Source organism: Cytobacillus firmus (assembly GCF_023657595.1).
Taxonomy (GTDB): domain Bacteria; phylum Bacillota; class Bacilli; order Bacillales; family Cytobacillaceae; genus Cytobacillus; species Cytobacillus firmus_B.
In genome coordinates, this window is the sequence record NZ_CP098323.1 from 4,925,209 (window position 1) to 4,951,277 (window position 26,069).

Below are 26,069 nucleotides of genomic sequence, written 5' to 3' on the forward strand. Positions count from 1 at the left end.
TTATGATACGGTTCACCAAAACTAATTAACAGAATCTGTAAATAAAGGGAACTAATATTGATTTCTTCCATACTGCCGTTCGTTATGGCCCGGGTTAACCTTTCCCACTCTTACGGCTCGAATTAAAATGCATTTTGCAGGTCCTCAAAGAATTCTATTAATGTCTACTCTCTAACTCCTTCCCTACTCCTATTTTAATCCTCTCACAATGATATTTAGTACTTTAAATAAACTCATTATCACTTATAGATTTATGCCGTGCCAAAATTTCAAGTAATTCGTAGAATAATACAAGTTAAACTTGTGATTGGAGTGAATCACCATGAGGATTCTGTTCCTTGAGAGTCATCCGATGTGGATATTTGGATTGCCAAATGGCTTTATGGATGCAGGCCATACTGTCATGATCTCGGGATCACTAACTAAGGGAAATATTCAAGAAATGATAGAGCAATTCAAACCAGATCTTATTATATCTATGGGATGGACAACAGAACATTCAAAAAATAAGCAAATATGGATTCATGATGTTGTAAAACAAAAAAAAATACCTCTTGTTTATTGGGCAACGGAAGATCCATTGCACACAAACAAATTTTCTATTCCATTAATAAAAAGAATGAAACCAGACTTCGTATTCACGGTTACTCCGTCAATTTGCAAGTTATATAATAAACAAGGTTTCAAATCAGCTCATTTAGATTTTGCTTATCACAAAAGTGTCCATCATCGTGTAAAGCCCTTTAAAAAATACCGTTGTGATGTAGCTGTTGTAGCCAATGCGTATCCCGACTTTCTTTTAAAGCACCCCGACTCCTTTCGTCTTTCTTCAATACAAACGCTAATCTCTCCTCTTCTTGAAAGTAATATCCGTGTAGACTTTTGGGGCGATAATTGGGATTCTATGGGGGATCTATTAGGGAAAAAAATTCCTGATGATTGGATACACGGATATTTGGATTATAGAGAAGCCCACAAGGTTTATAGTTCAGCAAAAATCGTACTCGGGCTCCAAAACTGTATAGATCAATTAACACAACGCACTTATGAAATTCTTGGTTCAGAAGGTTTTTTGATTACCTCTGATACTCCTGCAGTTAGAAGTAAATTTAAACATAAGCATGATTTAGTCGTTTCGTCATCTCCTGGGAAAACCGTAAAACTAATTAAATACTATTTAAAAAATAATAAAAAAAGAGAACAAATCAGAACCCAGGCAAAACAATCACTGATAAATGACACTTATCAGCACCGAGCTGAAAAAATAATAGAAGTATTGATTGACCACGGGATTTTAAACAATAACATTAAATCTAATGAAGGCGGAAAGATAGTCCATTATCCAGAACTGCTAAAACAAAAATACAAATTATACATTGTAAAAAAAGGTGATACATTATTTGAAATCTCTCAAAAATACGGTGTTACTATGGAACATATTATGGAACTTAACCATCTAGAATCACACATTATTGATGTTGGGCTTATATTAAAAATAAAAGCAAAGTAACTTGAAGAAATGGGAATTAACGGCTTTATCAAGATGATTAGGGTGAATGGAGGTATTATTAGTGGTAAGAGGATTATCAAATCCTTTTTCTATCCCTTTCCTATCTTTAGAACATATGGAAGAGAAAAATTACGATGTTTTGGTTGTAGGTACAGGAGCCGGAGGAGGAGCTGTTCTTTGGAGATTATGCGAAAAGTGGCGGAAAAATCGGAAGAGTATTGGTGTCATTGAATCTGGTGATCTATTATTGCCCACGCATATCCATAACATCCCTAAATTAAGTAAAAAATGGAAAAAACACTATAGTGAAGTTTCCAATCCTATCGGACAGCGCCTTCCTCAGTTTTTGGGGGCGGAGCAGGTTTTCGCTGTGGGTGGAAGAACGTTATTTTGGGGAGCAGTTACTCCCAGAATGCACGCATCCGAGTTCATAAATTGGCCAATATCCGAACAAGAAATAGACACCTATTACCAGATTGCCGAAGATATCATGCAGATTCGTCAGGCATCTTCAATAAATTCATTACACTTACAATCCATACTTCGACACCTTCATTCAAAAGGGTTTCATGAAGCAAGGCCGATTCCTAGTGCGACTTCACATGGGAAAACCTTTAGTTCATTATGCTTCTTAAAAAATGCTTGGAAACAACACCCCTTTGATTTCGCGGTAAAGGCTCGAGCGTTACAGTTGCTTATGGAAAATGGAAAACCAGTAGGTCTAAAAGTAGGAGATCACAACAAAAAAATACATGTACTAAGAGCACAAAAACAATCGTATTGGCCGCTGGGTCTCTGGAAACCCCGCGCCTCTTGCTTCATTCAAAAATCCCAGGGAATACAATTGGGCACTTTTTAACAAATCATTCTTTTATTAAGGCAAAAGGAGAATTTATTAGCAAAAAGTTTGGGAACATTTCAGAGAATATTTGTATTTTAATACCGCAGACAGACGAAACCCCTTACCAATTTCAAATATATATAAATAAACGATTGATAAATGTAGTCGGTTTCGGGAAAGTTGAATCCCTCTTTGATAATTATCTAACATTAGACCCGCTAAGTGTAGACGAATACGGTATGCCGAAAGTAAAGATTAATTTTTCCTATTCTGTCAAGGACATGGAGATTATTCGCCAAATGAATGAGGCGTTACATCAGGTTTTCAATGTTCTGGGAGCAAGATTAGTCCACGAGAATGGAAAAGCTCAGATACATGTTATGGAGCCTGGAGAGGATTACCACGAATCAGGATCATGTCGTATAGGGAATGATCCCTCACAATCTGCAACGAACCGTTATGGTCAAATCCATGGTAGTACCGGCCTTTACGTAGCCGATAATAGCATACTCTCCTCGATTGGTGCTTCAAACCCTACTCTTACCACAGTTGCATTGGCCATCCGAATAGCTGATCATATCTCGAATTCCTACTCAAAAGAAAGGACAGAATGAAATGCAAAGTTCCCTATTTACCAATACGGCCAAAAAGGCGAAAGGGGTATCGATTATCACTTGTACTAATAAGCCAATTTATATGAATAATATATTCAGAAACTACTGGAATCAAACTTGGTCTGAAAAAGAGCTGATCATTATTTTAAACAAGGATGACATGGATTTGGCCCAATGGAGAAGAAAAGCAAGTGATGATCCAAATATATTTATTTATCAACTTCCAAAGAATTTATCCTTAGGCCAATGCCTGAATTTTGCAATCGATCAAACGCAATGTGACTTTATTGCTATCTTTGACGACGACGATTATTATGCTCCTCTTTATCTAAACAATATGATGCTGGCATTTAACTATACCGATGCTGATATTATTGGGAAAAAAACACATTATGTCTATTTCGAAAGCTGCAAAGCCCTTTACCTCAGAAATCTAAATCAAGAAAACCAGTTTGTAGATTGGGTATGCGGTGGAAAAAAATTGTAAAAAGAAATGTTTTCGATAAGGTTAGGTTTCGGAACATCTCAAATAATGAGGACGTAAAGTTTTGCAACGATTGCGTGAAACATGGATTTAAAATATATTCGACTGACCGATATCACCTAGTGTACGTAAGAAGAGCAAACCCGGAATATCATACATGGAAAATAAACGACAAAAAACTCATTAAAAGTTGTAAATTTATTACCTATACAGATGATTATAAGGACTTTTGTATGCCTCGCAATAATAAAAAAGAATAAGAGCAGAGTGTTTTAAGTTGCCTCACTTTATGACCCCCTTTTATATAGCATATTACAAATTAGTATAATCTTGTTCTAACTGATATGAAACACAAAAAGGGACCACCATGTAACTAATCGGGTTTCAAAAAAACCGTACCTGCTTATGATACGATTCACTTTGCATTTATGGTAAAGCTTCCTAAAGTTCATGATAACTTAATAATGAATACAGTTGATATCCCATATAAATAGCCATAGCCCATATAATAAGTGCGGAAACTTGATTCATATGTTTCTGGAGGACTCCAAGCGCTGCAATTGATTTCTCTTTGGCAGATTATCATGAATTCTAACAAAAAGCCAAAAGGTGCCTGACCGGTTGGGGACGGGCACCTTTCTAATATTACTTATGGAGTTTCTCTTTAGAATTCTTTACCCTAAGTTGTAACATTACAGCAACCAGCAAGGATATCCATTGCAGAGTGTATAGTATTATAGAATAGTTGGATTTTATAAGATATGCTGTTACAGAAAATATACCGGAAAGGAGGATAAGTAATACAACCATAATGGACATATTATTGTGTTTGTTTTTATTCTTATAAAGAAAAAAAATGATTATTACACTGAATAAAAAAGCATTCATAATTAATATTTTTTCATAATTAGTTATCCTCCCTAATCCAGTTTTAAGTATTTCTGTGAATCATATCTCTTCTTTTATTTGTAATCATTTCTGGGACCTGCATCCATTACAACCTCTACCATATTGGAAGGCCCCATTCTGAGTTTAGGTCTATACTCAGAATCCGGTGAACTGTACAGCTCCAGTGGACTAATGATTACTCCATCTGGCGTATTATGGAGAATTCCGGGCACACAGGTATAAATGCGGTCATCATTATTGGCATTTTTAGCTGAGATCGTAACGGAGGTGCCGCTGTGATTATCTATACTCATGGACACTTTGTATCTGTAGAAGGAACCCGTTCCATTAGACTGGGCAGAGTAAACGACAGGCACGACTGCCAGGATGTCATTATTCAGCCTCAATTTAATTACTTCTGTCTTCGTTGAACTGTAATCTCTTCTAACATCCCCCATATGTTCAACTGCTCCGTTTGCAAAACTTCTAAGTGGAGGTGTGCCGCTTGCACCAAACATGGCGACATCGATCTGCCTGCCATCCTTTGTATAAACCAGAGCATAAATATCATAATCCGTTCCCGTTTTCCAGGATACCGTGGCGGTAATCTGTGGTGTTTTTTCAATGATCACCGGCTTTTGACCTTTGTCGAGACTGATTGTGCCCTTCACCTTTTCAAGGGTGATCGTGTTTTGAATTTGTTTGTTTTCGGCAGCAGCAGGAAGAGACTGAATGGCCTTAGTTTCAGCAGGCTTATTTTCCTCAGTGGAATCCACTTCCACACCGTAATTTTTACATAACCCTTCAAGTCCGGATTCAAATCCGCGCCAGATTGATTTTGCCTTTATCTGACCATTCCTAACATATAATTCTAAAACCACAATCCCATTTTCCTTTGTAAAACTCGATGGAGTTAACTCAATAGTGGTTTGACCCGTACATATCTCGGCTTTCAAATTCTTTACATTCGAGAACCCCATGTGATTATCCTCTGTCAGAGTAATGGCTATTTTATGAATGCCTGCAGGGACTTTACTCATATCAAATTGAATAGTATGTACTTTTCTAGTTCCTTTAGTTTCAGCCGGCAATAGGGCTGCTGCACCAGAAGGACTCTTTGGCTGATTATAAAAAATAATCCCGCTGTCTCCTTGCACCTTATCTGAATCCGATAAAAGGAAAGCAGTTAAGGAAATATCGATCAAATGAGACATATCGTAGCTAACGGTCACATAACCTTTTGGGGAACTTAACACTGTATTTCCACCCATTTGCAGCATTGAATTCAATTCAACCACTCCTGTTTCTCTATTTAAAATCTGCAGATTCTTTATATAAAAATTATAATTTCACTGTAAATTATACCATTTTATTGAAACCATATAGGTGAAAACTACTGCAAATTAAAAAGCATCCACAATACAGCAGCTGTTTCAAAAAGGGGAAACAAAAGAACCGTCCCTATGTTCCGAACGCGTCAAGCTATACTGGCATAGATTGATTAGATAAAACAGCACTATACTTTGGAGGGAAGAGAATGGACCCTATGTATGCCTACCGAGTAAATCCGCAAACAACACAGAATGGCCCTATGCAAGTGATTGCCATAGAACCCTTTGTTTATGAAGCGCTGCGCAGTTTAAAAGGAAAAAGAGCCGTCCTTGATACCACACGCGGTTCAGTCAGCGGAATGGTTGTTGATGCTAAGCCTGATCATGTTGTCATTCAAGAATACGATTCTACATTTTTTGTTCGTATTCGTGAAATCGTCTGGATAATGCCTGAATCCTAACCTGCCCATGTTTTCATTAACTCCAGCCTAAAATCTATTAAACAGCGACAATCACATAAGCATTTTTAATAGATAGCCCGCGAATGTACTGTTTGTGTTCAGGCATGGTTCCGGCTATCACTACATATCCTTTCCCATTATTAAAGTTTCGGATAAACGACAGTTCCATCTTCTTCAATGATTGGCATGGCTCCCCACTTCCCCAATTCATGAGGAATGATCTTCGGATTTCCCTTAGCATCAGGAATGAGATGGTGCACATCCCATCCATTTGCCTTCAGCCAGTTGCTGATGAGAAGGCGATGGCATCTTGCCGGATGATATTCTGAACACATATAGACAAGCGTCGTTTCTGCGGCCTGTTCCTTCAGCTGTTCCAAAGCATACTGAAAATCATCCGTCAGTGTATAATCTGCATAATTGTGAAACGAACGGTTATTCCATCCTTCGTTCAATTGCTCCCCTACCTGGCCAGACATTCTCCTTCTCCCGCCAAGACCGGGAAAATGGCGATAATGAATCCCCGCTTCTTTCAGCCACTGGGCCATATTTTCTTTTTTAAAGTGTGAATTCCTGCGGCTTGCAGGAAATGCCCGGACATCTGCCACAAAGTTAATTTCAGCTGCTCCCAGCAGCTTTAAAAATTGTTCGATCGAATGGTTATAATGTCCAATCGTATAGACTTTCATGATTATCTTCCCCTTAAAACAAAGACTCTGTTGTTCAGGTTCATGTATCCTTTATGCTGAGTGCAAAGTGCATGCTGCTTCAGCCATATTTCTTCTGATGCTCTTTTTTTCGCTTAAGATAATCCTGATCCTCCCGCGCGAGCTTCCATTTCTCCATAAAGATGGACGCCGATTCTGCCTTCACCGGATCATTCTGCCTTTCGTTTACCTTGCCATTCTCATCATATTTCTTCCCGCCTTTGTAATTCGTATAGCGGCGGGCTCTTGTATACCCCATCTGCAGAAATTTCCTCGCCATGTCCATCCCGACAAAATCTTCTTGCTCCTTATAATTGAGAAACATCTGATAGATTTTATCGGATGACTCCTCAGCAATTTCCGGAGTCTTAAATCGCCAATGCTCCAGGATCTCGCTCTTATAAGGCTCCACCAGCAGCACCCCCTGTTCTCCCCTGCCAACCCTATACAGTTCAGGATTCTTGCGGAAATCTATGTTATCAAAGTCCAAGTCGTAGTCGAAAGCCATATCTGTCATCCTTTTTATATTGGGTTTACCCTTGGCGGCCTTTTTGTATGCAGAGTATAGTTATTTAGTGCTTTCGGGAAGCAATGGAGTGGTACTGGTGTTCATTGTACTCATAAAAATGGGCTTTTTTGACGAAAAGTTTTATTGACAATTCAGCTATTTAGTCATACTATATACTAGTAATAAGTAACACAGAATACCGGTAAAATGGAGATGAAAAATTTGGAAAACATCACAGAAATGCTGAAAGGGGTGCTTGAGGGTTGTGTGCTTGAGATCATCAGCCGCGGGGAAACTTATGGCTATGAAATCACGCAACAGCTGCGGGAACTTGGATTCACTGATGTGGTTGAAGGCACAGTTTATACAATCACCATGCGACTTGAGAAAAACAATCTAGTGAACATCGAGAAAAAGCCATCCACTATGGGACCGCCGAGAAAATTTTACACACTTAACGCAGCAGGTCAAGAGCACCTTGAAACTTTTTGGAAAAAATGGGATTTCGTCTCAAGCAAAATTAACGAACTCAAAACAAAAATAAAATCAAAAGGAGAAGTAATATGATGAGTATTTTTGAAAAAATCTTTGGCGATTTTAGCGAAAAGAAAGCATGGCGTGAAATGGAAAACCGTGCAAAATCCTTACCAGAAGACTACTGCATAGCCTACAAAGCAATGCAAAAATATCTCTGGAACACTGGCAGCGTGGTGGATTGGCAAGAAACAAAATTCGTCTTTAATCACATCATCGACCTTCTTGAAGAAGCCGCAGCCGATGGCAAGCCCGTTAAAGAAGTTACTGGCAATGATGTAGCAGCCTTCTGTGATGATCTTGCCAGTGATGCAAAATCATGGGTTGATAAGCAACGGCAAAAACTCAACGATGCGATTAAATAATACAACTGTACTGAATAGCTTAGTATCTTAAAGGAGACTACAATGAACTTTTTAGAAAAAATAACCGGCAGCGATATAACTAAAGCCATGAAAGATTTTGAAGCACGAGCAAAAGTCTTGCCAGCTGAATATCAAACTGCTTGGCAAGAAATTAAAATTAAACTCTGGATTCACGGAGATTTCACCGGCCGTAATCTGATGCCCATCCTTGACAGTACTCTTGAATTGCTTGAAGTTACAGCAGCAGACGGCCAGAGCATCGAAGAAGTACTAGGAGATGATATCAACGGCTTCTGTGAAGCCCTTGTTGGTAACGAAGGCGCAAAATCTTATAGAGATAAATGGCGTGACCAACTCAACAAGAACGTCGCAAAAAAATTAGGAGGACTGAAATGAGCATCAAAAAAGTCATTGAAGGCAAAAAAGAATGGAAAGCCCATGTTTCACGTGTCAAAGCGCTTCCACAAGATTACCAAATTGTCTATAAAGAGATCCAAAAATATCTCTTCAAAGTCGGTCCTGTTGAGCTAAACAATGGTATCGGACTGCTTTCTGACATTCTCAGCTTCTTTGAAGAAGGAGCAGAAGCTGAAAAAGGTGTGCTTGAAGTCACAGGAACAGACGTTGCTGCTTTCTGCGATGCACTTATTGAAGACTCAAAAACTTATGCTGATCTCTATCAAGAATCGATCAATCAAAAAGTCGATAAGGCTATGAAAAAATAGAAGGAATTTAATAAGCATGTCATCTCTTTCCTCCTTCCATTAAACAGATACGAATAAATTGAGTTGTTCGAAGCAAGTGCGGCAGAAGACAGACAGCTCCTGGACAGCACCAGGTTCGACTTGACGTCCTTTGCCTGCGAACCAGTGGCAAACGCTAATAACTTTGCCGGCAAGTATCGTGAAGATTTGAATGAGATCGATTTGAAAAAAGGCAACTTCAATAGATAGTCCGACTGAATAGCTGGTTACAAGTATGAATGTGCCACCTTCACTATTCAGTTATATTTTTACTCCAGTACTAAGTAATACAGATTATCAGTCAGACTAAGTAGCCGGTATTTTAGGCAATCAAGCTCCATCACTTTTATAAGGAGGAAAAAAGTATGAGTAATGCAGCGATTTCTGTAAAAGGGTTAAAAAAATCCTATAAAGACAAGGAAGTCTTAAAGGGGGTGGATTTTGAGGTGCGGCGTGGCGAAATTTTCGCACTGCTGGGCTCAAATGGAGCAGGCAAGACAACGACGGTCAACATCCTCTCGACGCTGATGAAGCCCGATGGCGGCGAAGCAGCTATTTGCGGCTTTGACTCCCAGCGTCATCCGGATCATGTTCGCCAGAGCATCAGCCTGACAGGACAATTTGCAGCCTTAGACGGCATGCTTACAGGAAGAGAAAATCTGATGATGATCGCCAAGCTTCGCGGAGTTTCCAATCCCGCTCAAGTCGCCGACAATCTGCTTGCAAAATTCAGCCTTACCGATGCGGCCAACCGCCGGGCGGACCAATATTCCGGCGGGATGAAGCGCCGGATTGACATTGCCATGAGCCTGATCGGGACGCCAGCCGTTATTTTTCTCGATGAACCGACGACAGGACTTGACCCCGAAGCGCGGATTGAAGTCTGGAATACCATAAAGGAACTTGCTGGAAGCGGCACGACCATCTTGCTGACGACCCAGTACCTGGAGGAAGCCGAACAACTGGCGGACCGTATCGCCATCTTGCATGGCGGAAAAATCATTACAACCGGTACCCTTTCCGAACTTAAAGAGATGTTCCCGCCAGCGAAAGTGGAGTATATCGAGAAGCAGCCGACATTGGAGGAAATTTTCCTCGCTATCATCGGCAAAAAGGAGGAAATGTAAATGAAAAACAAGACAGGGGTATTACTGGGGCGTTTAATGCGCAACATTATGCGCAGCCCGGATACAATTATCACGGTGGCAATTATGCCGATTATGATGATGCTGCTGTTTGTTTATGTATTTGGCGGCTCCATAGAAACGGGCACTGACAACTACGTCAATTATTTATTGCCGGGAATCCTGCTGATGGCTATCGCATCCGGCGTCGCTTACACTACATTGCGGCTGTTTAACGATGTAAAGAGCGGGCTGATGGCTCGTTTCATTACCATGCCTATCAAGCGTTCATCGGTATTGTGGGCTCACGTGTTGACTTCGCTTGTTTCCAATGCCCTTACTGTCGTGGTGGTTATCCTTGTTGCCCTCCTGATGGGCTTCCGTTCTAGCGCTGATATTCTGGATTGGCTTACCGTAGCCGGGATACTCGGGCTGTTTACGCTAGCACTGACGTGGATTGCAGTCATTCCTGGATTGAAAGCGAAATCTATGGAAGGGGCGACAGCCTACTCGTACCCGCTGATTTTCCTGCCGTTTATCAGTTCGGCTTTTGTCCCTACCGAAACCATGCCCAAAATTGTTCGTGCGTTTGCTGAGAACCAGCCCGTGACTTCAATCGTGAATGCGATTCGTACCCTCTTGTATGAAGGGTCTGTTGGCAGCGATATCTGGATTGCACTTTCCTGGTGCATCGGCATCATGGTCATCGCTTACTTCTTCGCCATTAAAGCATTTAAACGCCAGTTAGGGTAAGTACACTATTATGGGATTAGCCAAATCAATAGTCAGCCGCTGATATGAATGCATTTGGTATCACATGGGAGGCTCTTAAATTCCGGTGCAGCCATCCAGGGAAGAAATCATGGAAACAAAAAACAAAGGGACGGTTCTCGTATTCAGTTTTCTTTCTTAATAAATAACGCGTGACCTGATGCGTCATGAATCAGGGAAACAAAAGAACCGTCCCTATGTTTAAAAAACCCTGACTGAGATTTAGCCAATCAGGGAATCTAATAGTTTAATGTGCTCTTTGTGGAACCTCTGTTATAAAATTTCAATTAACTGTTACTATCTCTTTCTTCTATGATTTCTAAAAATGATTGCTCGTCTCGTCGATTCCTGCAAGCAAGGAATCTGCTTCTAAAACCTTCAACAGAATCAGCTCCGCATTATAAATTCCATTTTCTTCTATTTCCATCTTAATGGACTCTGGCATTTAGTTGAATAGGAATTTTGGCATGAAATAGTGTAACAAGTGCTTTTAAAAGAGGCTTCTTTCGCCGCTCATCAGAACCATAATGATAAAATAGTAAATGTAATAATATGTGTCCGGAGGTTCTTTTATGAAAAAAATGATAGAGAAAATCACACATTTTCGGGATGAGAGAGGCTGGCTGCCTTATCATAATGAGAAGGATTTGGCTATTTCCATTTCTCTTGAGGCCAATGAGCTTCTTGAAAACTTTCAATGGAAAAGCAGTGAAGAGGCCTTAGAATCATCACCTGAAAACATTAAAGAAGAGATGGCAGATGTCCTTATCTATCTGCTGCAGCTGGCTGATAAAATGGATATAGACTTAGAAGAAGAAGTCTTTAAAAAGATGGAGAAAAACGCAATAAAGTACCCAATCAATAAATAAATGTAAGGAGCCGGCTATGATCATATATGAAGCTACCAAAACAGAATTCATATCCGATGTAATTAATGAACTGCTGGTTGAACGCCTTTACCAATCCTACCAGGAGAAAGTGGGACGTACATCAAAGCAGGAGATTGTCTCATGGGAAAATTCTCTGCAGAGAATGTGCAATGTCATGCAGGACCGGGAAATCCCTCATGATGCCAGTGTGGCCATCGAGTTTAAAATTCCTAATACATCAAAGAGAGTAGACTTCATAGTGGCCGGCAGTGATGGGGAGCAAGACCATGTAGTCATTGTAGAGCTTAAACAATGGTCGGAGGTTGAGAAAATAACCTCACAGGATGGCGTCGTGAAGACATTCGTTGGCGGAAGGATGAATACACTGCCTCACCCATCCTATCAGGCCTGGTCCTATGCAGCACTCATTAAAGATTTCAACGAAAATGTCCAAGAAAAGCAAATACAGCTGGAACCGTGCGCTTATCTGCATAATTATAGGAAAATGGAAGATGATCCTCTAATAGATGCCCACTACGAGGAGCATCTCAAAAAAGCACCGGTATTCACAAAAGGTGAAATCCAAAATCTAAGGGACTTCATAAAGAAATATGTAAAAAAAGGCGACCATCATCAGCTCATCTACCAAATTGAGTATGGCCGGATTCGCCCCTCTAAATCTTTGCAGGATTCCCTGACAAGCATGTTAAAAGGCAATGAAGAGTTTCTGATGATTGATGAGCAAAAGGTATTTTATGAAGAAGCACTTCATCTCGCCCTGGAATGTGTCAAAAATGACAAGAAGCAAGTGATGGTAATCGAAGGTGGTCCTGGCACAGGGAAATCGGTAATGGCTATTAACCTGCTGGTCAACTTAATAAACCAGGGGCTTATGACACTATATGTTTCCAAAAACTCTGCCCCCAGAGATGTGTATGCCTCTAAATTGAAAGGCACCATTCGCAAAACAGAAATTGATAACCTATTTAAGGGCTCCGGCAGCTTTACAGAATCCACTTTAAATGAATTTGATGTCATTATTGTCGATGAGGCCCACCGTTTAAATGAAAAGTCGGGGTTTTACGGAAATCAGGGAGAAAATCAGGTTAAGGAACTAATCAGCGCTGCCAAATTCACATTATTTTTCATCGATGAGAACCAAAGGGTAACAATGAAAGATATCGGGAGCATCGATTTAATCAAGAAATTTGCAGAGGAAGCAAGGGCAGAATTAATTACTGGCCAATTGACGTCACAATTCCGCTGTGATGGCTCAGATGCCTACATATCATGGCTGGATGATGTTCTCCAAATTACAGAAACAGCGAACTCTCATTTTTATGGAGTCGATTATGACTTTCGGATCTACAATAACCCGCATGAAATGCTAAAAGAAATTGAGAGACTTAATCAGATCAATAATAAGTCCAGATTGCTGGCAGGGTACTGCTGGGAATGGCCAACAGCAGGCCGTCATGATACAAAGCATAAAGATATCATCATTCCTGAACATGCTTTTGAAATAAGCTGGAATCTTTCAGATAGCATTTGGGCTATTGATCCAAGTTCAGTAAATGAAGCAGGGTGCATTCACACATCCCAAGGATTAGAATTCGATTATGCCGGAGTCATCGTTGGGCCCGACTTGCGATATGAAAATTGCCAGGTAATCACTGATTACACAAAACGTGCCAAGACGGACCAGTCCTTAAAGGGCATCAAAACCCTTGCCAAAAAAGATTCGGAAAAAGCTCAAGCAGTTGCTGATCAAATTATACGCAATACTTACCGGACACTTATGACCAGAGGGCAAAAAGGCTGTTTTGTATTTTGTACCGATCCTGAGTTGAATGCTTACTTTGAAGAACGGCTGCAGCGAGCAAGGACTTATAATGATGTTTCGCCTGGAAGAGTATTGAGAGTGGCTGAGGATCAGGGGGATTATTAGATAGATGAATTGAAAAATAGGAAAAGTGCCTTTTCCCTTTATAACATTTGGGTTGGGCACTTTTTTATGTTGATAATGTGATGTGTTTCCCTGTGTATCTAGAAAGTGTTTCTGTAATATTAATTACTATAGCTTAATTTTTTTGTTCTTGTTTTTTAGTAAGATTTAATTTACCAAAATAACTAAACAAGTATTTCAACCTCTTTTGATTATGCGGTGAATTGATCCATGAGAGCATAGTTTTAAACCATTGAAGCGGATAAAATGAGCCACCATTTGCGGACTAAAGAGCCAGTGATAACATAAGAGAATAAACAAGCTTGATATTAATCGAGGTGTTATATATGGATTTATTGCAAGTCTCCAGAAGCCAGTTAATCAGTGAAGTATACGAGAGTAAAAAAATGATTTATCGATTAATAAACTTACCTGAAGATATTCAATCGAATATTTCAATTTCATTATTGCCGTATTTGTCAATGATATGTGATGGCATTGACAGTCTTTTTCAAACCCAAGATACTGTTGTACTCTCTAGTAAATTTGAAGATATAAATGGAAAAAGTTTTACGACGCTTATCAAAAAAATAAGAGCAAGTTCGAAATTACTTACTGATAAAAGAAACCTAAGAACTTCAATAAAGATGCTAGATAGTGAAACAAAAAAATTTCATGATGAGTTAATAAAAGATTATACTGAAGAACAACTAGCATATGTAAAAGCATTCGGTCAAGACGATTTAGGTGTTTTCTATTACAAAAACAAACCGTATGCCAACAGCAGTCAAATGAATTTATATATTAAACCATTTAATTCAACTGTAAGGGAAGTTGGGAAAGATGCATTGAAATTTAGTATGCAGGCTGCAATGTACATAAACGGGTTTAATTCTGTGTTAGAAGGAAAAACTCGACCATATCTGAAGCAAGAAGATTACATTACTAATATAAATAGTGAAGACCTACTTCCCCAAGATTACATCTATAGCGAAGAAAAACACAGAAATATTTTTAACAACGTTATCGATAAACGAGTTTCATTATATTTACTGAATATGCAATGTCAATTAAATTTTGCCCTCAATATTTTAGATTTACTAATAGACGAACATCCACTGAAATACAGAATTCAATTATTGATTTACTATTACTCCGTCCAAGCAATAGATTTCGCTTTTAGCTCGAGCTACTTAGAAGAGCTAGAAGAACAACACGAAACAATTACCGCAGTAATAGAGACACATAAAAGAATATTTAATGGCAATACTTTCAGAAATAATCTGTTTCATTATAAGCTTTCTGAGGAGATCAACTCTTCATTGGGTGAAAACTATTTCGAAATTATGGTAGAAACACTAACATGTACATCTTTAGGAAATTTGCTAACCACCATTTATAAGGAAATGGATATTGTTGAAAACTTAATTAAAGAAATTATCTACTAGTGTTCAATAACACTTTGCATTGTTTAAAATGACATTCACGTCAAACATATTGGCGGTTATATTAATGGCGCACTTAGAAAGAATCCATACACCACATATGTTCATTCTTATCTAGCAATAATTGTCCTCTTAGGGTTTCTTACTAAAAATGGTACCTGACCCCCGGCACTTTAAATCTGCTTCCCTAAATTAAGTTCTAGAAGGATTTCATTATTTCATTTTAATTGGATACTTCCTTATATTGGTCACAATTATATATTTTTATTGTATAATAATTACAATTATCAGTATAAAAGCCACTATATACTAAATACTAGATATTTTCTATTCGGAATCTTTTGTTGTTAGGTTAATACCGGAAGGACCAAAAGGGAGAGAGCTGATGTGGGTTATTTTGTTTTTAAAATAAACATTCAACCTGATATTCTATTAAATTATAGAAAAAGCAATGAAGTTAAATATTTACTTTTTGAAATGATACCGTTAGCTTTTCAGAATGTATTACAGGTTAAGGAAAGTAATGGTTTATATGAATTAATTCCAGATAAAACCGATGAACAAACCTTTCAAAAATTATTTATAGACCTAGAAGAAAAAACTGTTGAATTATTTGAATTCCATAAACAAGTTCTATTGCAGTATAAAAAAAATCATGATATTCATTACTCTAAAGACTTTTTGGATTTAAATGAGACATGTATGAATAAAAGAAGGTCTTTAGAAAAAAAATATCCCGGGATAATGAAGGCATTTGAATTAATTTCAGATGAAGAAGTAGATATATATGCAAATATTGAATCAGACAGTAAAGTAGGGACAGGAATTACACACCTGAGGAAATTTTATAAAATAAAGTTATACCTAGAAAAGCATCGACAAGATAATGTGATAAACTCATTGGATTTGATCGCTTATTATAATCCTCACACTGAACACGTACTAGTCAAAAGCTCATCTGAAACAGCAGCGCAGAATTATATAACTGCTTTGGTGGAACTTGTTAATGGGAGTAGGTCTGCTAACAAGCATATAGGGAAAATTAATATTAATCCTATTTATGAATCAATATCTTTGGATGGAGAATACACTGAAATAAGCTACACTATAGTTTATCCAAACGGAAATCCACCGTTGGATAGGTATAATATCTTAAAAAATGCGGAAGCAAAGGAAGCTGATTATAAGCTTATAGGGGCGGATGGTAGACCATTAAAAAAGGAGCCTATCCAGGAAATGTTAGAAAACGAAGCGAAACAGGGTTACTTAAAATCTCTAACAGCTAAAGGAAAAAATATATATAAAAAGATTAAAACATTAAGGCAAATTGATGAAACTTCATAAGAAGGGAGAGTAATCCTATGAAGGGGAATTTCTACAATAATCCATTAAAGGTGATTTGGAAATCAAAAAAAAACCTAATGCCAATCTACCTTATATTGTTATGGATTACTTTTCTTTTAATAACACTAGGTGGGTTTCTTTATTTTGATTTTATTGACTTTTCGTCTTTTCAAATTGGAACTTATTTTTCAGTCTCATCAACAGGGTTAACATTAACTCTAGCTTTATTTGTTGCCGGGAAAAATGCATTTAATGAAGAAGATTTAAAAAGGTTAGCAAATCATGAAAATAGTGAAGGTGTAGCAGGTCAGGCATTGATAGACTTCTTAGGTCCTTTTGTTTTTACAGCTTTATTGTTTTTAATAACAGGGTTACTATCTCTATTTGGTCCCTATATTAAACTACCGCTTAAACAAGAATATATGGAATTGGTTAAAATACTTTATATTAACATTCTATTTTTGGGACTGTTGAGTTTATTTAATCTTGTGATAACAATGTTAAATGATGTTTATGCATCTGCATTAAGAAAATAATTAAAATATTTTTATGATAGGGAATGAATGATTTAACTAGAATAACTCGATGTATAGCTTAATGAGCTTAATAACAATGCTACCTCACTAAAGTAAATTTATTAGTAATCTAATGAGAGGTAGCATATTTATTAGATGTTTAACGTATTTATCCTCTAACCAGCCTTCCTTATCAGCAGAGGGTTGACCATGTCCGTAAATATCAATTGTTTTTGATATTTTACGACAACCAAATCTTTCTCTGATTATTTTATCATCTGGCGTGAAGTTTTACCGTTAGTTTCAATTGGAATATAGAAAACATCTTTTATAGGCATTGCATTTACAATTTTCAAAAATCCAATTTCATTTTCTTCTATGATTGATAAATATGTAACATCAACCGGCAATCCACTTTTTGTCTCAAGCTGAATAATTAAATTCAAACACTTATCAAAAATGTTCTTTCCATTATAAATATTCGAATTGTAAATTACTATTAAATCAACATCTTTCGGATATTCCGAAAATAAATAGGAACCAAAAATATAAATATCTATATCTTCAGGTACCGTCCTTAGGCTTAGCTGAATTTTTTCTCTGTCCATTTTGTTTATACCCCTTAGGATCCTGCATATTAAGTGCACCTAAAATTCCAGAATAGTCAAAAAGCGCAATATTATTTTCTTTGGCCACCTTATATGCGTCACTGGTAGCAGCATTCCAATTACCTCCAAATACTATAAAATCTATGATTCCAAACTCTTCAATTGACTTCAAAACAGCTGCCGATCCCATTCTATATTCGTTAAGTAGTAAAATCTTATAAGTTCTATCTTCATCGTCAGAAATAGTAAACAATATGTCCTGCTCTCGTGAAACACTAACGACCTTTGTATGATTCTTCAGTACTTTATAAAACCAGCTAATTGAGCTATATGGCACATTCCAATTATTTCTCATAGACATACCTATCTATCACCTCTGTAAATTTCTGTGGAAATCTTTTGGTGTTTTCTATTACGGTATAACAACTTTTCTCAAATAATTCAGCATGCACAATAAAATCAACACAAACTGCATATTCATCAAATTCAAATATATCCTCATGTGCTTCAATTAAAGAAATAATTTTTTTATTATTTGGTACTATTACTGATAATTTTATAAGATCCCAGTAATTACTGATATTGCTAAGCGGATTTTCTTTTGCTCTATTTGACTCAGGACCAAATTCTTCCCATACCTTTTGGTTCTTTATTAATATTCTTTTTATTGCTTTTGCCACATCATTGATACTTGAATACCTAATGGTGCACATGAAATTATTAACTTTCTCTTCATGTTTTCTTTTCCATTCTTTAATCAACTCAACTGGGTATACTCCAGCAGGTGCTTTATCTATAATAGTATGGTGTGTGGGACACAATAGAATTAGATTCTCATAACTATCTTTGCCACCACCAGGTACACCTCTAGGTCCACCAGGTTTCTTAGCAATTATATGTGCCATCTCACCTATGATTGTCGGACTATCTTCATCTAAGTACGGGATACAATCTACACCACAGGTTGGAAAAGAGCATCTTCCAGCAGCTAATCCCCATAATTTCTTAATATCCTTCTCTCCAATGCTCATTCTTGACACCTCTAGAAATATCTATTTTTTAAATCTATTAAATTTGCTTTACTTATGAATTATATCTCTTATCTTTTAAATAAGTTTATATACGGGCACTTCATTTTTTCATTATCCATTGTACATAGATAATTGAAGAGATGTATTCCCTGCTAAGCCAAATTCTTTTTCTAAGTTACATATTTACTAATACTAATTTCTACAAAAGGAGAACCTTTCCCTTTCTTAACGCTTTAATTAAATGGATATTTTTTGTAAAAAAAAAACCATCTATTTAAAGATAGATGATTAATAATAAGAAAGTTTAGTCAAAGAAACCTCATTTATTTATGGTACGGTTCACCCCGATTAATCCGAAAAGCCCGATAAATCTGCTCCAGCAAGATCAGCTTCATCAACTGATGCGGAAACGTCATCTTCGAAAAAGACAGCTTCTCATCCGCACGCTGCAAAACCTCCTGGCTCAGCCCAAGAGATCCACCTATTACAAACGCAATCTTGCTCTTTCCGTATGTAGCCAGTTTATCAAGAGTATCAGCGAGCTCTTCCGATGATTTCATCTTCCCTTCAATAGCTAATGCAATGACATGGGCATCCGGATGGATCTTCGCCAGGATCCGCTCACCCTCTTTTTGCTTGACCTGAATCATTTCCGTTTCGCTTAGTTCTTCGGGGGCTTTTTCGTCGGGGACTTCGATGATGTCCAATTTTGCGTAGGCCGACAGTCTTTTTAGATATTCGTCAATTCCCTGCTTCAAGTATTTTTCTTTTAGCTTTCCAACCGTTATGATTGAGATATTCACAGCATGTCCTCACTTTACAAACAAGATATCCACAGAAGTTATCCACATGTCCACATTTTTCATCCACATGTTGTATGAGATCATTCGTTCGCTACAACATATATTGCGGTATTTTGACAATATTCACAGGTTGTTGATAACTTTTTATCACCTTCAAGTTTTGTTAATTGTGGGAATGTTTCGTACTCATCCACCACTATATCTATTGCCAGATCAACGTGTTCGTCACAGCAGTAAATCATTTTCAGCTAACTCCTTTTTAGGCTGGCCGCCTGTTTTTTTATCCGATCTGTGGATAATTTTTATATTTGGTTATGTATTTAAGTTATCCACATCTCATACTAACAAAACAATAAAAAACAGGAAAGCGATTATCGCTTTCCCATTTCATTAAAATGTCTCGCCGCTCAGCTTCATCGTTACTTCCTGGGTTTTGCCGTCGCGGTAAAACTTAATTTTCATTTGGTCGCCCACTGATTTCTTGGTATACAGATGCTGGCGCAATTCGATGATGTCTTTGATTTCCTGTCCATCCATCTCGACAATGACATCCATTTCCTTCAGTCCTGCCTGTGCTGCTGGAGAGTTCGGTTCTACAGATGTGATAGCCACACCTGATTTTACATCCTTCGGCAGTTTCAGTGCTTCCTGCTGGTAGTAGCCAGGAATCTCATTAACAGATGCCAGCTGCACGCCCATATACGGACGTTTTACTTCTCCGAACTTTTCCAGGTCATCAATGACTGGTCTTGCGTAGTTAATTGGAATCGCCAATCCAATTCCTTCTACCGCACTCTCAGCAATTTTCATGGAGTTGATGCCAATAAGCTGCCCGCTGATATTAACCAGCGCTCCGCCGCTGTTACCCGGGTTGATCGCGGCATCTGTCTGCAGAACTTCTGCCTGCCAGTCTACTGTCCCATTCTGGTCAATATCAACCGGTATGGCACGCTCCAATCCAGAGATGATTCCCTGTGTGACAGAACCGGAGAACTGGCCAAGAGGGTTTCCGATGGCAATGACAGGCTCGCCTGGCTTCAGCTTGTCTGAATCGCCGAATTCGGCTACCGTTTTGATTTCCTTTCCTTCTACTTCAAGCACGGCAAGATCCGTCCAAATATCGCTGCCTACCAGTCTTGCCGGCAGCTTGGTGCCATCCTCCAGGCTTACTTCCAATTCCTGAGCACCTTCGACCACATGATGGTTTGTGACGATGAAGGCTGTATTTCCTTCCTTCTTATAAATAACGCCTGACCCTGTTCCGGCCGGCTGTCCGGCACTGCCGTTTCCTTCATTGGACCAGAAGCCGGCTGTCTGGATGTTCGTAATGCTTACAACCGCATCCCCGGCTTTGTCGACCGCCTTGGTTACATCGGTTGTCACATCAAGTGAGACATTCTGAGTCCTGGCATTATTGTCCCCGGCTGCTTCGTCCTGCAGCTTTTCATCCGGTTCAACCGTATAAGGGAGCACGTCGTAGTCAGCCAGCTTTGGGACTGCAACCACGACCAGAATGGCCCCTAGTATGATGCCAACAAGACTGGCAAGAAAGTATCCGCCCTTGTTGCCTTTTTGCCCTTTATAACGGTTCTGATGATCTTGATCATAATAGCCCAAACTGCACCCATCCTTTCTTTCTTTTGCAAAAAAACGGCTGTTTTTAATATAAATGCTAAAACTTAGTCTTCCTTTATACCCAATATTATACTCTTCTGTTTTTAGAAATCTAACAAAAACGCACTCGCTGACGCAATCTTACGACTTTGTTCATACTTTATTAAAATTTCCTCAAGAAGAAAAAGAGGAATACACGAAAGACAGCTGTCTCTCTGTGTATTCCTCTTATGATTTACGTTTAAACGGCTGTTAAAATCGTCGGGACCTTCGGATCGGTATCAAAAAGGTCAAATTGTTCGCCGACAATGATTCCTCGGCTTTCCAGTGTCTGGGCAACAGACATTCTTGCCAGGTCCTTAATATTGTTATCCTGGCTTAAATGGGCAAGATAAAAGCTTTTCGTCCGGTCGCCGGCCACTTCACTCATCGCCAGCGCTGCATCCTCATTGGATACATGGCCGACATCGCTTAAGATCCTTCTTTTAATATTCCACGGGTAGCGGCCCATGCGAAGCATCTGGACATCATGGTTGCTTTCAAATACATATGCCTCTGCATTGGAAATCAGGCCTTTCATGCGGTCGCTGACATAGCCTGTATCGGTAATCAGGACAAGCTTTTTCCCGTTATGATGGAACACATAAAACATCGGGTCGGCTGCATCATGGGACACCCCGAAGGATTGAATATCCAGGGATCCGAATGTTTTCACCGCTTCCATATCAAAATGGAATTTTTGGTCAACCGGGACTTGCCCAATCAGCCCGTCCATGGCCAGCCATGTTTTTTCATTGGCATAGATCGGGAGGTTATACTTGCGGGCAAGAATCCCGACACCCTTGATATGGTCGCTATGCTCATGGGTCACCAATATGCCTGAAAGCTTGCCGATGTCCCGGCCAATATGCTGAAATAATCCTTCCATTTGCTTCCCGCTTAAACCGGCATCTACCAGAAAGGAATGTTCCTCCGTCTCGACAAAGATCGCATTCCCAGTACTGCCGCTCGCGAGAACGCTGAATTGTAAAGACATGTTCTCCTCACTCCACTATTTTTTTCTCTTCGTTGTTCAGCTGAATAATTTTGCCTTCAAAGGCATCCACAAATAAATTCTCCTCGCCATTAATAACAAATCGCCAGGCAGGCGTCAATAGTTGTGAAGAACTCAAATGCACGAAGGTAAAATACCCCAGCTCTACATTTGTAATTTTTGATTTAGGCAGAAGCGAGCCATTCTTATAAAGGGTCTCAACAGCCTTTATCGGCTGAATGACTTTTTCGCTCTCTTCCTTCGACTCAATCTTTTCCAGGAGCGTCTGTGTATAAGAGACGATTTTATTTTCATCATTCAAATAAAATGTGAGCTCGCCATTTAAATTCTTATAAAACATCTTGTCTTCGAATTCCTGATAATACGTAATTTTATTGCTGTCCTCAGGCTTGTCCCAGAAGCGGTACTGATCCCCGAATAACACCCTGTTTTTGATAAAAGCGGATAATTCGGATGGATTGAACTTGTCACTGATCTTGATCGGCTCATCCAAAATGGAATTCAAGGTGGTTCCTTCTGAAATCGTGATCTCCTGGCCTTCAAGCTTTGTATCTTTCACACCCTCAAGATTTTCAATATCAAATTCCACCGGCTTAGCCCTCAGGTAACGGTCTTTCGGGTTGCTTTTCGGAAGGGGCGACTCAAATGTGATCTCGGCACTCTTAAGCTGTTTTTCCAGGGATGCCTGGGCGACCGGTTCAAATTCACTGGCTTCCTTTAATTTGAAAAACTCGTACATCAAGTAAATATCCAGCACCAGGAAGGTTAAAATAAAGATTGTTTTGATCTTACTCCAATCCATTATTCATGCCCCCTGTCTCATCAAGCGAAATGCTCTTCCACGTTCCTTCATAACGGTAAAACCAGGAAGGCTCCAGACGGATGAAGGTGGTCTGCGCTTCCTTGACCAGCATCATCTGATACCCCAGTCTTACATCCTCCAGCAATTCAGGATCGAATCCGTCCAGGGCCAACAGGTACTCCATTACGCGATTTCCGGAACTGAGAGATACTTCTGTTGGCGTTTCCGTACTCAGACCAAGCTGGAAGCTGCTTCGAACATACTCATAAATTTCATTTTGCCCCCAAATCTGGCGGATCTCAGACAGTTTCGGATCATCGCTGAAAATAGGATAGCCTGAAGATTCATACATCCGGAATACAACCCGATGGTTCACTTCATCTATTTCGGCAAATTGGTAATTATCTGTCCATCCCGAATGTCCGTTAATGTAGTCAATGCTCCTTTTCAGGAGGTCACCTGACGGAAAAGCCGGATTATCACCGGCAGCCGGTTTAATATAACGAAGGGTATTTTTATCAGAATTCACCCTCAGCAGGCTTAAGGTATCATTATATTCATCCTCTGATTGCTGAAAGCTTTTCTGCACGACACTCGGATCACTGAACAAAGCATTTTTGTATTGTTCAGAGTCCAATTTTTTCTCGAGATATTGATATCTTGGCATTTTGGTATCCTGTGCGGGCAGGTAGATGGTTCTTTTATCAGATGGCTTATAAGCAAGATAGGCTTTGTATTCCGGGTTATACTCCGACAGATTGAAGTATTGGCTTTTGAAATTCTGAATAAAGGAAACAGGCACATGGCTACGATAAACCTGCCGGTTATCCAATGAGACAAAATCTACAATTCCTTCCTTTTTATCCGTTTGCCTGGTATCAATGACAATATGATCAAATTGAAAATCAGCTGGATCTTTATCGCCAATTTTGATGACGGATTTGTATAAGTCAATCGGAACAGAATCCGGAAATGCCAGAACCGCTTTTCCTTCGTTATGAACAAACGAAGGAAGGATGCCTGCTTCCTCTGTAATATTTTCAAAGTCAGCAAAATTCCAATCGCTGATTTCCTTTATTACTTTATCAATCTCATCAGGGCTGACTGTCCCCAAGGTCTGTTTTTCCCCAAGATGGAATAAAAGGGTGTCCGGTCTTACAATCTGATTTATTTCTTTTTTCTCCGCGATTGTTACTTCCTGAATGGTGTTTGCTTCTTTTTCAATTCGCTCAAAAGTCGGCTGGTAGGTCCAGAGATTCCAGGTCAGGAGGACACTTGTCACGACTAGAATGGTCAGTATGATGGATTTTATATTTTCATATCTCATTCCCAATCATCCTCTTCCGAGCGAACATATGGAAGGCTGAATGAAATCGTTGTCCCTTTCCCTTCTGTACTCGCTGCCCAAATTTTTCCCCCATGAGCCTCCACCATTTCTTTCGCAATGGCCAAACCGAGGCCTGTTCCGCCAAGCTTTCTTGTCCGGGCTTTATCCACCCGGTAAAAACGCTCAAAAATCTGCTCAATATTTTCTTTTGGTATCCCCACACCCTGGTCAGAAACGCTGACGATAATGAATTCATCTTTTTCCTCAATGCCAAACGTCACCTTTCCGCCCTCCGGAGAGTATTTCAGTGCATTCGAGATGATGTTGTCCAGTACCTGGGTGAGCTTGTCTTCATCTATTTCCACAAAAGCCGAATGGTCAGGAAGCCTTCTTTCAAACGTAACATTCTGCTGCTTCGTCATTTCAAAACGGTCTATAATTCTATTATAGAAGAAAATGAAATCAATCCAGTCCTTGCTTAAACGGTAATCCTTGCTGTCCATTTTAGAAAGCTGCAGCAGATCATTAACCAGGCGGATCATCCGCTCTGTTTCATTTTGGGTAACATCCAGGAAGTTCGGGGCAATCTCCTCATCTTTCCAGGCGCCATCCGCCAGAGCTTCCAGATAGCTTCTCATCGTCGTGAGCGGGGTTCTAAGTTCATGAGATACATTTGCCACAAATTCGCGGCGTTCCATATCAATTTTCTCCTGCTCGGTGATATCATGCAAAACGGTGATTAAGCCGTTTACAAACCCGGTTTCTTTTTGGATAACCGAGAAATTCGCACGGAGAATCAGCGTTTTCGTTTTGCTGCTATAATCCAGGATGACTGAATCCTGCTCGTCTAACAGCTCTTCAAAGGTATAATCCTCTTCAAGTCCTAAAAGGGATACAATTGGTGAAGACAGGACCGTTTCACGTGAAACATTCAGCATTTTTGCTGCAGGCTCATTAATGAGAATGACACGCCCTTTGCGGTCGGTTGCGATGACCCCATCCGTCATATAGGAAAGAACAGAGGATAATTTCCGCCGTTCGCCTTCCGTTGTGGCGTGAGCTTCCTGAAGCTTCTTTGTTAAGCTGTTAAACGTAATGGCCAGCTGGCCAATTTCGTCATACCCATAAACTTTAACCTTGCGGGAGAAGTTCCCTTTTGCCATGGCCAGCGCCTGTTTCCGCATATCGGAAATCGGGCGTGTTACCGTCTGGGCAAGGAGTATTCCCAGGATCGCTGTGATGGCTAACGCAATAGCGATTCCGGATGTAAAAATATTATTTATCTCTCTCATCTGTTCATAGATGTTTTCTATTTTAGCAACCAGATAGATGGCCCCGTTGACTTCCCCATTATTATTTTTAATAGGGGTGACGAGAACCCATATCCGCTGTCCCTGGTCAACCAGATCCTCCGTTACCGGCTGTTTGGTGGCGATGGCCATCTTGATCAGGTTATCGGTAGACCTTCCTCCGACAACCCCCTGATTATCGGGGTCGGAGGTGCCAAGAATTTTCAGTGATTCATCAACCACACGGACTTCGGATATATCCGCCGAATTGTAATCACTTAATAGCCTTCTGATATCTTCCTCCTGGGACGGGGCCTCCTCATCGGGAAGCCTTACCTTGGTCATCTGTTCCTCCACATAATAGCTAAGAAGATTAACCCTCTCCTGAATGGCATCTTTGAAATTTTCCTGTAAGGTCGATTCCAGCTGCCTGACAAAGTAGACTCCGATAATCTGCATCGCTACCAGGATGAGAAGAACATAAATGATCACAAACTTCAAATGAATGGACCGAAAAAAACCCACCTTTTCCATGTACCCTT

General features: G+C 39.4%; 30 protein-coding genes. 17 read left to right on the forward strand and 13 right to left on the reverse strand.

The window, feature by feature from the left end:
• The first annotated feature begins 322 nt into the window (after window positions 1-322).
• From NAF01_RS24605 to NAF01_RS24620, 4 genes are all read left to right on the forward strand, one after another.
• Window positions 323-1,510, forward strand: coding sequence for a DUF3880 domain-containing protein (locus NAF01_RS24605; protein WP_250801456.1), 1,188 nt, complete (start codon window positions 323-325; stop codon window positions 1,508-1,510).
• 61 nt (window positions 1,511-1,571) lie between these two features.
• Window positions 1,572-2,369: a hypothetical protein gene (locus tag NAF01_RS24610; protein WP_250801458.1), complete on the forward strand. Its 798-nt coding sequence runs from the start codon at window positions 1,572-1,574 to the stop codon at window positions 2,367-2,369.
• Between the two features lie 134 nt (window positions 2,370-2,503).
• Window positions 2,504-2,965: a GMC oxidoreductase gene (locus NAF01_RS24615; protein ID WP_284709514.1), complete on the forward strand. Its 462-nt coding sequence runs from the start codon at window positions 2,504-2,506 to the stop codon at window positions 2,963-2,965.
• A 1-nt stretch (window position 2,966) separates the two neighbouring features.
• A complete protein-coding gene (locus tag NAF01_RS24620) occupies window positions 2,967-3,452 on the forward strand; it encodes a glycosyltransferase (RefSeq protein ID WP_250801462.1) in 486 nt (161 codons plus the stop codon).
• Window positions 3,453-4,411: 959 nt separating this feature from the next.
• Here the strand turns inward: NAF01_RS24620 and NAF01_RS24625 are convergent.
• Window positions 4,412-5,626 carry a TerD family protein gene (locus NAF01_RS24625; protein WP_226618900.1) on the reverse strand — a complete coding sequence of 405 codons (1,215 nt, stop codon included), beginning with the start codon at window positions 5,624-5,626 and terminating at the stop codon, window positions 4,412-4,414.
• Between the two features lie 248 nt (window positions 5,627-5,874).
• Between NAF01_RS24625 and NAF01_RS24630 the strand changes: the two genes are divergently transcribed.
• Window positions 5,875-6,129, forward strand: a complete 255-nt coding sequence (locus NAF01_RS24630; RefSeq protein WP_082138999.1) for a YuzF family protein — start codon at window positions 5,875-5,877, stop codon at window positions 6,127-6,129.
• 140 nt (window positions 6,130-6,269) lie between these two features.
• Here the strand turns inward: NAF01_RS24630 and NAF01_RS24635 are convergent, their stop codons facing one another.
• Both NAF01_RS24635 and NAF01_RS24640 read right to left on the reverse strand, forming a co-directional pair.
• Entirely contained in the window at window positions 6,270-6,818 is a 549-nt protein-coding gene (locus NAF01_RS24635) for a DUF488 domain-containing protein (protein WP_197217325.1), read from the reverse strand.
• Window positions 6,819-6,897: 79 nt separating this feature from the next.
• Window positions 6,898-7,344, reverse strand: coding sequence for a DUF4385 domain-containing protein (locus NAF01_RS24640; RefSeq protein WP_226618904.1), 447 nt, complete (start codon window positions 7,342-7,344; stop codon window positions 6,898-6,900).
• Window positions 7,345-7,566: 222 nt separating this feature from the next.
• Here NAF01_RS24640 and NAF01_RS24645 point away from each other — a divergent pair, with 222 nt between their 5' ends.
• From NAF01_RS24645 to NAF01_RS24700, 12 genes are all read left to right on the forward strand, one after another.
• The gene (locus NAF01_RS24645) at window positions 7,567-7,911 is read left to right on the forward strand and encodes a PadR family transcriptional regulator (RefSeq protein ID WP_163140337.1); all 345 of its coding nucleotides are present in this window, start codon (window positions 7,567-7,569) and stop codon (window positions 7,909-7,911) included.
• A complete protein-coding gene (locus NAF01_RS24650) occupies window positions 7,908-8,243 on the forward strand; it encodes a DUF1048 domain-containing protein (RefSeq protein ID WP_319003796.1) in 336 nt (111 codons plus the stop codon). The genes NAF01_RS24645 and NAF01_RS24650 overlap by 4 nt, the downstream gene beginning before the upstream one ends.
• Window positions 8,244-8,285: 42 nt before the next feature.
• Window positions 8,286-8,639 carry a DUF1048 domain-containing protein gene (locus NAF01_RS24655; RefSeq protein WP_226618906.1) on the forward strand — a complete coding sequence of 118 codons (354 nt, stop codon included), beginning with the start codon at window positions 8,286-8,288 and terminating at the stop codon, window positions 8,637-8,639.
• Window positions 8,636-8,968, forward strand: coding sequence for a DUF1048 domain-containing protein (locus NAF01_RS24660; RefSeq protein ID WP_226618908.1), 333 nt, complete (start codon window positions 8,636-8,638; stop codon window positions 8,966-8,968). Before NAF01_RS24655 ends, NAF01_RS24660 begins: the two co-directional genes overlap by 4 nt.
• A gap of 63 nt (window positions 8,969-9,031) precedes the next feature.
• On the forward strand, window positions 9,032-9,196 hold the full coding sequence (locus tag NAF01_RS24665; protein WP_413227252.1) for a hypothetical protein: 165 nt from the start codon (window positions 9,032-9,034) through the stop codon (window positions 9,194-9,196).
• 155 nt (window positions 9,197-9,351) lie between these two features.
• A complete protein-coding gene (locus NAF01_RS24670; RefSeq protein WP_250801463.1) occupies window positions 9,352-10,113 on the forward strand; it encodes an ABC transporter ATP-binding protein in 762 nt (253 codons plus the stop codon).
• Entirely contained in the window at window positions 10,114-10,863 is a 750-nt protein-coding gene (locus NAF01_RS24675) for an ABC transporter permease (protein ID WP_250801464.1), read from the forward strand. It begins immediately after the preceding gene.
• A 590-nt stretch (window positions 10,864-11,453) separates the two neighbouring features.
• On the forward strand, window positions 11,454-11,750 hold the full coding sequence (locus tag NAF01_RS24680) for a nucleotide pyrophosphohydrolase (RefSeq protein WP_250801469.1): 297 nt from the start codon (window positions 11,454-11,456) through the stop codon (window positions 11,748-11,750).
• 16 nt (window positions 11,751-11,766) lie between these two features.
• The gene (locus NAF01_RS24685; RefSeq protein WP_250801470.1) at window positions 11,767-13,698 is read left to right on the forward strand and encodes a DUF2075 domain-containing protein; all 1,932 of its coding nucleotides are present in this window, start codon (window positions 11,767-11,769) and stop codon (window positions 13,696-13,698) included.
• A 344-nt stretch (window positions 13,699-14,042) separates the two neighbouring features.
• Window positions 14,043-15,143 carry a hypothetical protein gene (locus NAF01_RS24690; protein WP_250801472.1) on the forward strand — a complete coding sequence of 367 codons (1,101 nt, stop codon included), beginning with the start codon at window positions 14,043-14,045 and terminating at the stop codon, window positions 15,141-15,143.
• A gap of 384 nt (window positions 15,144-15,527) precedes the next feature.
• Complete coding sequence (locus NAF01_RS24695; protein ID WP_250801474.1) at window positions 15,528-16,484, forward strand: hypothetical protein; 957 nt, start codon at window positions 15,528-15,530, stop codon at window positions 16,482-16,484.
• Between the two features lie 17 nt (window positions 16,485-16,501).
• Window positions 16,502-17,020, forward strand: a complete 519-nt coding sequence (locus NAF01_RS24700) for a hypothetical protein (protein ID WP_227888347.1) — start codon at window positions 16,502-16,504, stop codon at window positions 17,018-17,020.
• 245 nt (window positions 17,021-17,265) lie between these two features.
• On the opposite strand, the gene NAF01_RS24705 is transcribed toward NAF01_RS24700, so the two are convergent.
• The 10 genes from NAF01_RS24705 to walK all read right to left on the reverse strand — a co-directional run bounded on the left by NAF01_RS24705 (window position 17,266) and on the right by walK (window position 26,061).
• Window positions 17,266-17,607 (reverse strand): nucleotidyltransferase domain-containing protein, encoded by a 342-nt coding sequence (locus tag NAF01_RS24705; protein WP_250801475.1) that lies wholly within the window; start codon window positions 17,605-17,607, stop codon window positions 17,266-17,268.
• On the reverse strand, window positions 17,564-17,860 hold the full coding sequence (locus NAF01_RS24710) for a hypothetical protein (protein ID WP_250801479.1): 297 nt from the start codon (window positions 17,858-17,860) through the stop codon (window positions 17,564-17,566). The genes NAF01_RS24705 and NAF01_RS24710 overlap by 44 nt, the downstream gene beginning before the upstream one ends.
• A 91-nt stretch (window positions 17,861-17,951) precedes the next feature.
• On the reverse strand, window positions 17,952-18,638 hold the full coding sequence (locus NAF01_RS24715) for an HNH endonuclease (RefSeq protein ID WP_250801481.1): 687 nt from the start codon (window positions 18,636-18,638) through the stop codon (window positions 17,952-17,954).
• A 323-nt stretch (window positions 18,639-18,961) separates the two neighbouring features.
• The gene (gene rlmH / locus NAF01_RS24720; RefSeq protein ID WP_226618916.1) at window positions 18,962-19,441 is read right to left on the reverse strand and encodes a 23S rRNA (pseudouridine(1915)-N(3))-methyltransferase RlmH; all 480 of its coding nucleotides are present in this window, start codon (window positions 19,439-19,441) and stop codon (window positions 18,962-18,964) included.
• A gap of 80 nt (window positions 19,442-19,521) precedes the next feature.
• Entirely contained in the window at window positions 19,522-19,683 is a 162-nt protein-coding gene (locus NAF01_RS24725; protein ID WP_064503402.1) for a CxxH/CxxC protein, read from the reverse strand.
• Window positions 19,684-19,831: 148 nt separating this feature from the next.
• Window positions 19,832-21,058 carry a S1C family serine protease gene (locus NAF01_RS24730; protein WP_226618917.1) on the reverse strand — a complete coding sequence of 409 codons (1,227 nt, stop codon included), beginning with the start codon at window positions 21,056-21,058 and terminating at the stop codon, window positions 19,832-19,834.
• Window positions 21,059-21,296: 238 nt separating this feature from the next.
• A complete protein-coding gene (locus NAF01_RS24735; protein WP_061793147.1) occupies window positions 21,297-22,091 on the reverse strand; it encodes an MBL fold metallo-hydrolase in 795 nt (264 codons plus the stop codon).
• A 7-nt stretch (window positions 22,092-22,098) separates the two neighbouring features.
• Window positions 22,099-22,911 (reverse strand): two-component system regulatory protein YycI, encoded by an 813-nt coding sequence (locus tag NAF01_RS24740; RefSeq protein ID WP_250801486.1) that lies wholly within the window; start codon window positions 22,909-22,911, stop codon window positions 22,099-22,101.
• Window positions 22,898-24,238, reverse strand: coding sequence for a YycH family regulatory protein (locus NAF01_RS24745; RefSeq protein ID WP_197217287.1), 1,341 nt, complete (start codon window positions 24,236-24,238; stop codon window positions 22,898-22,900). The genes NAF01_RS24740 and NAF01_RS24745 overlap by 14 nt, the downstream gene beginning before the upstream one ends.
• Window positions 24,235-26,061 carry a cell wall metabolism sensor histidine kinase WalK gene (walK, locus tag NAF01_RS24750; RefSeq protein ID WP_048010221.1) on the reverse strand — a complete coding sequence of 609 codons (1,827 nt, stop codon included), beginning with the start codon at window positions 26,059-26,061 and terminating at the stop codon, window positions 24,235-24,237. The genes NAF01_RS24745 and walK overlap by 4 nt, the downstream gene beginning before the upstream one ends.
• Between the last annotated feature and the right edge of the window lie 8 nt (window positions 26,062-26,069).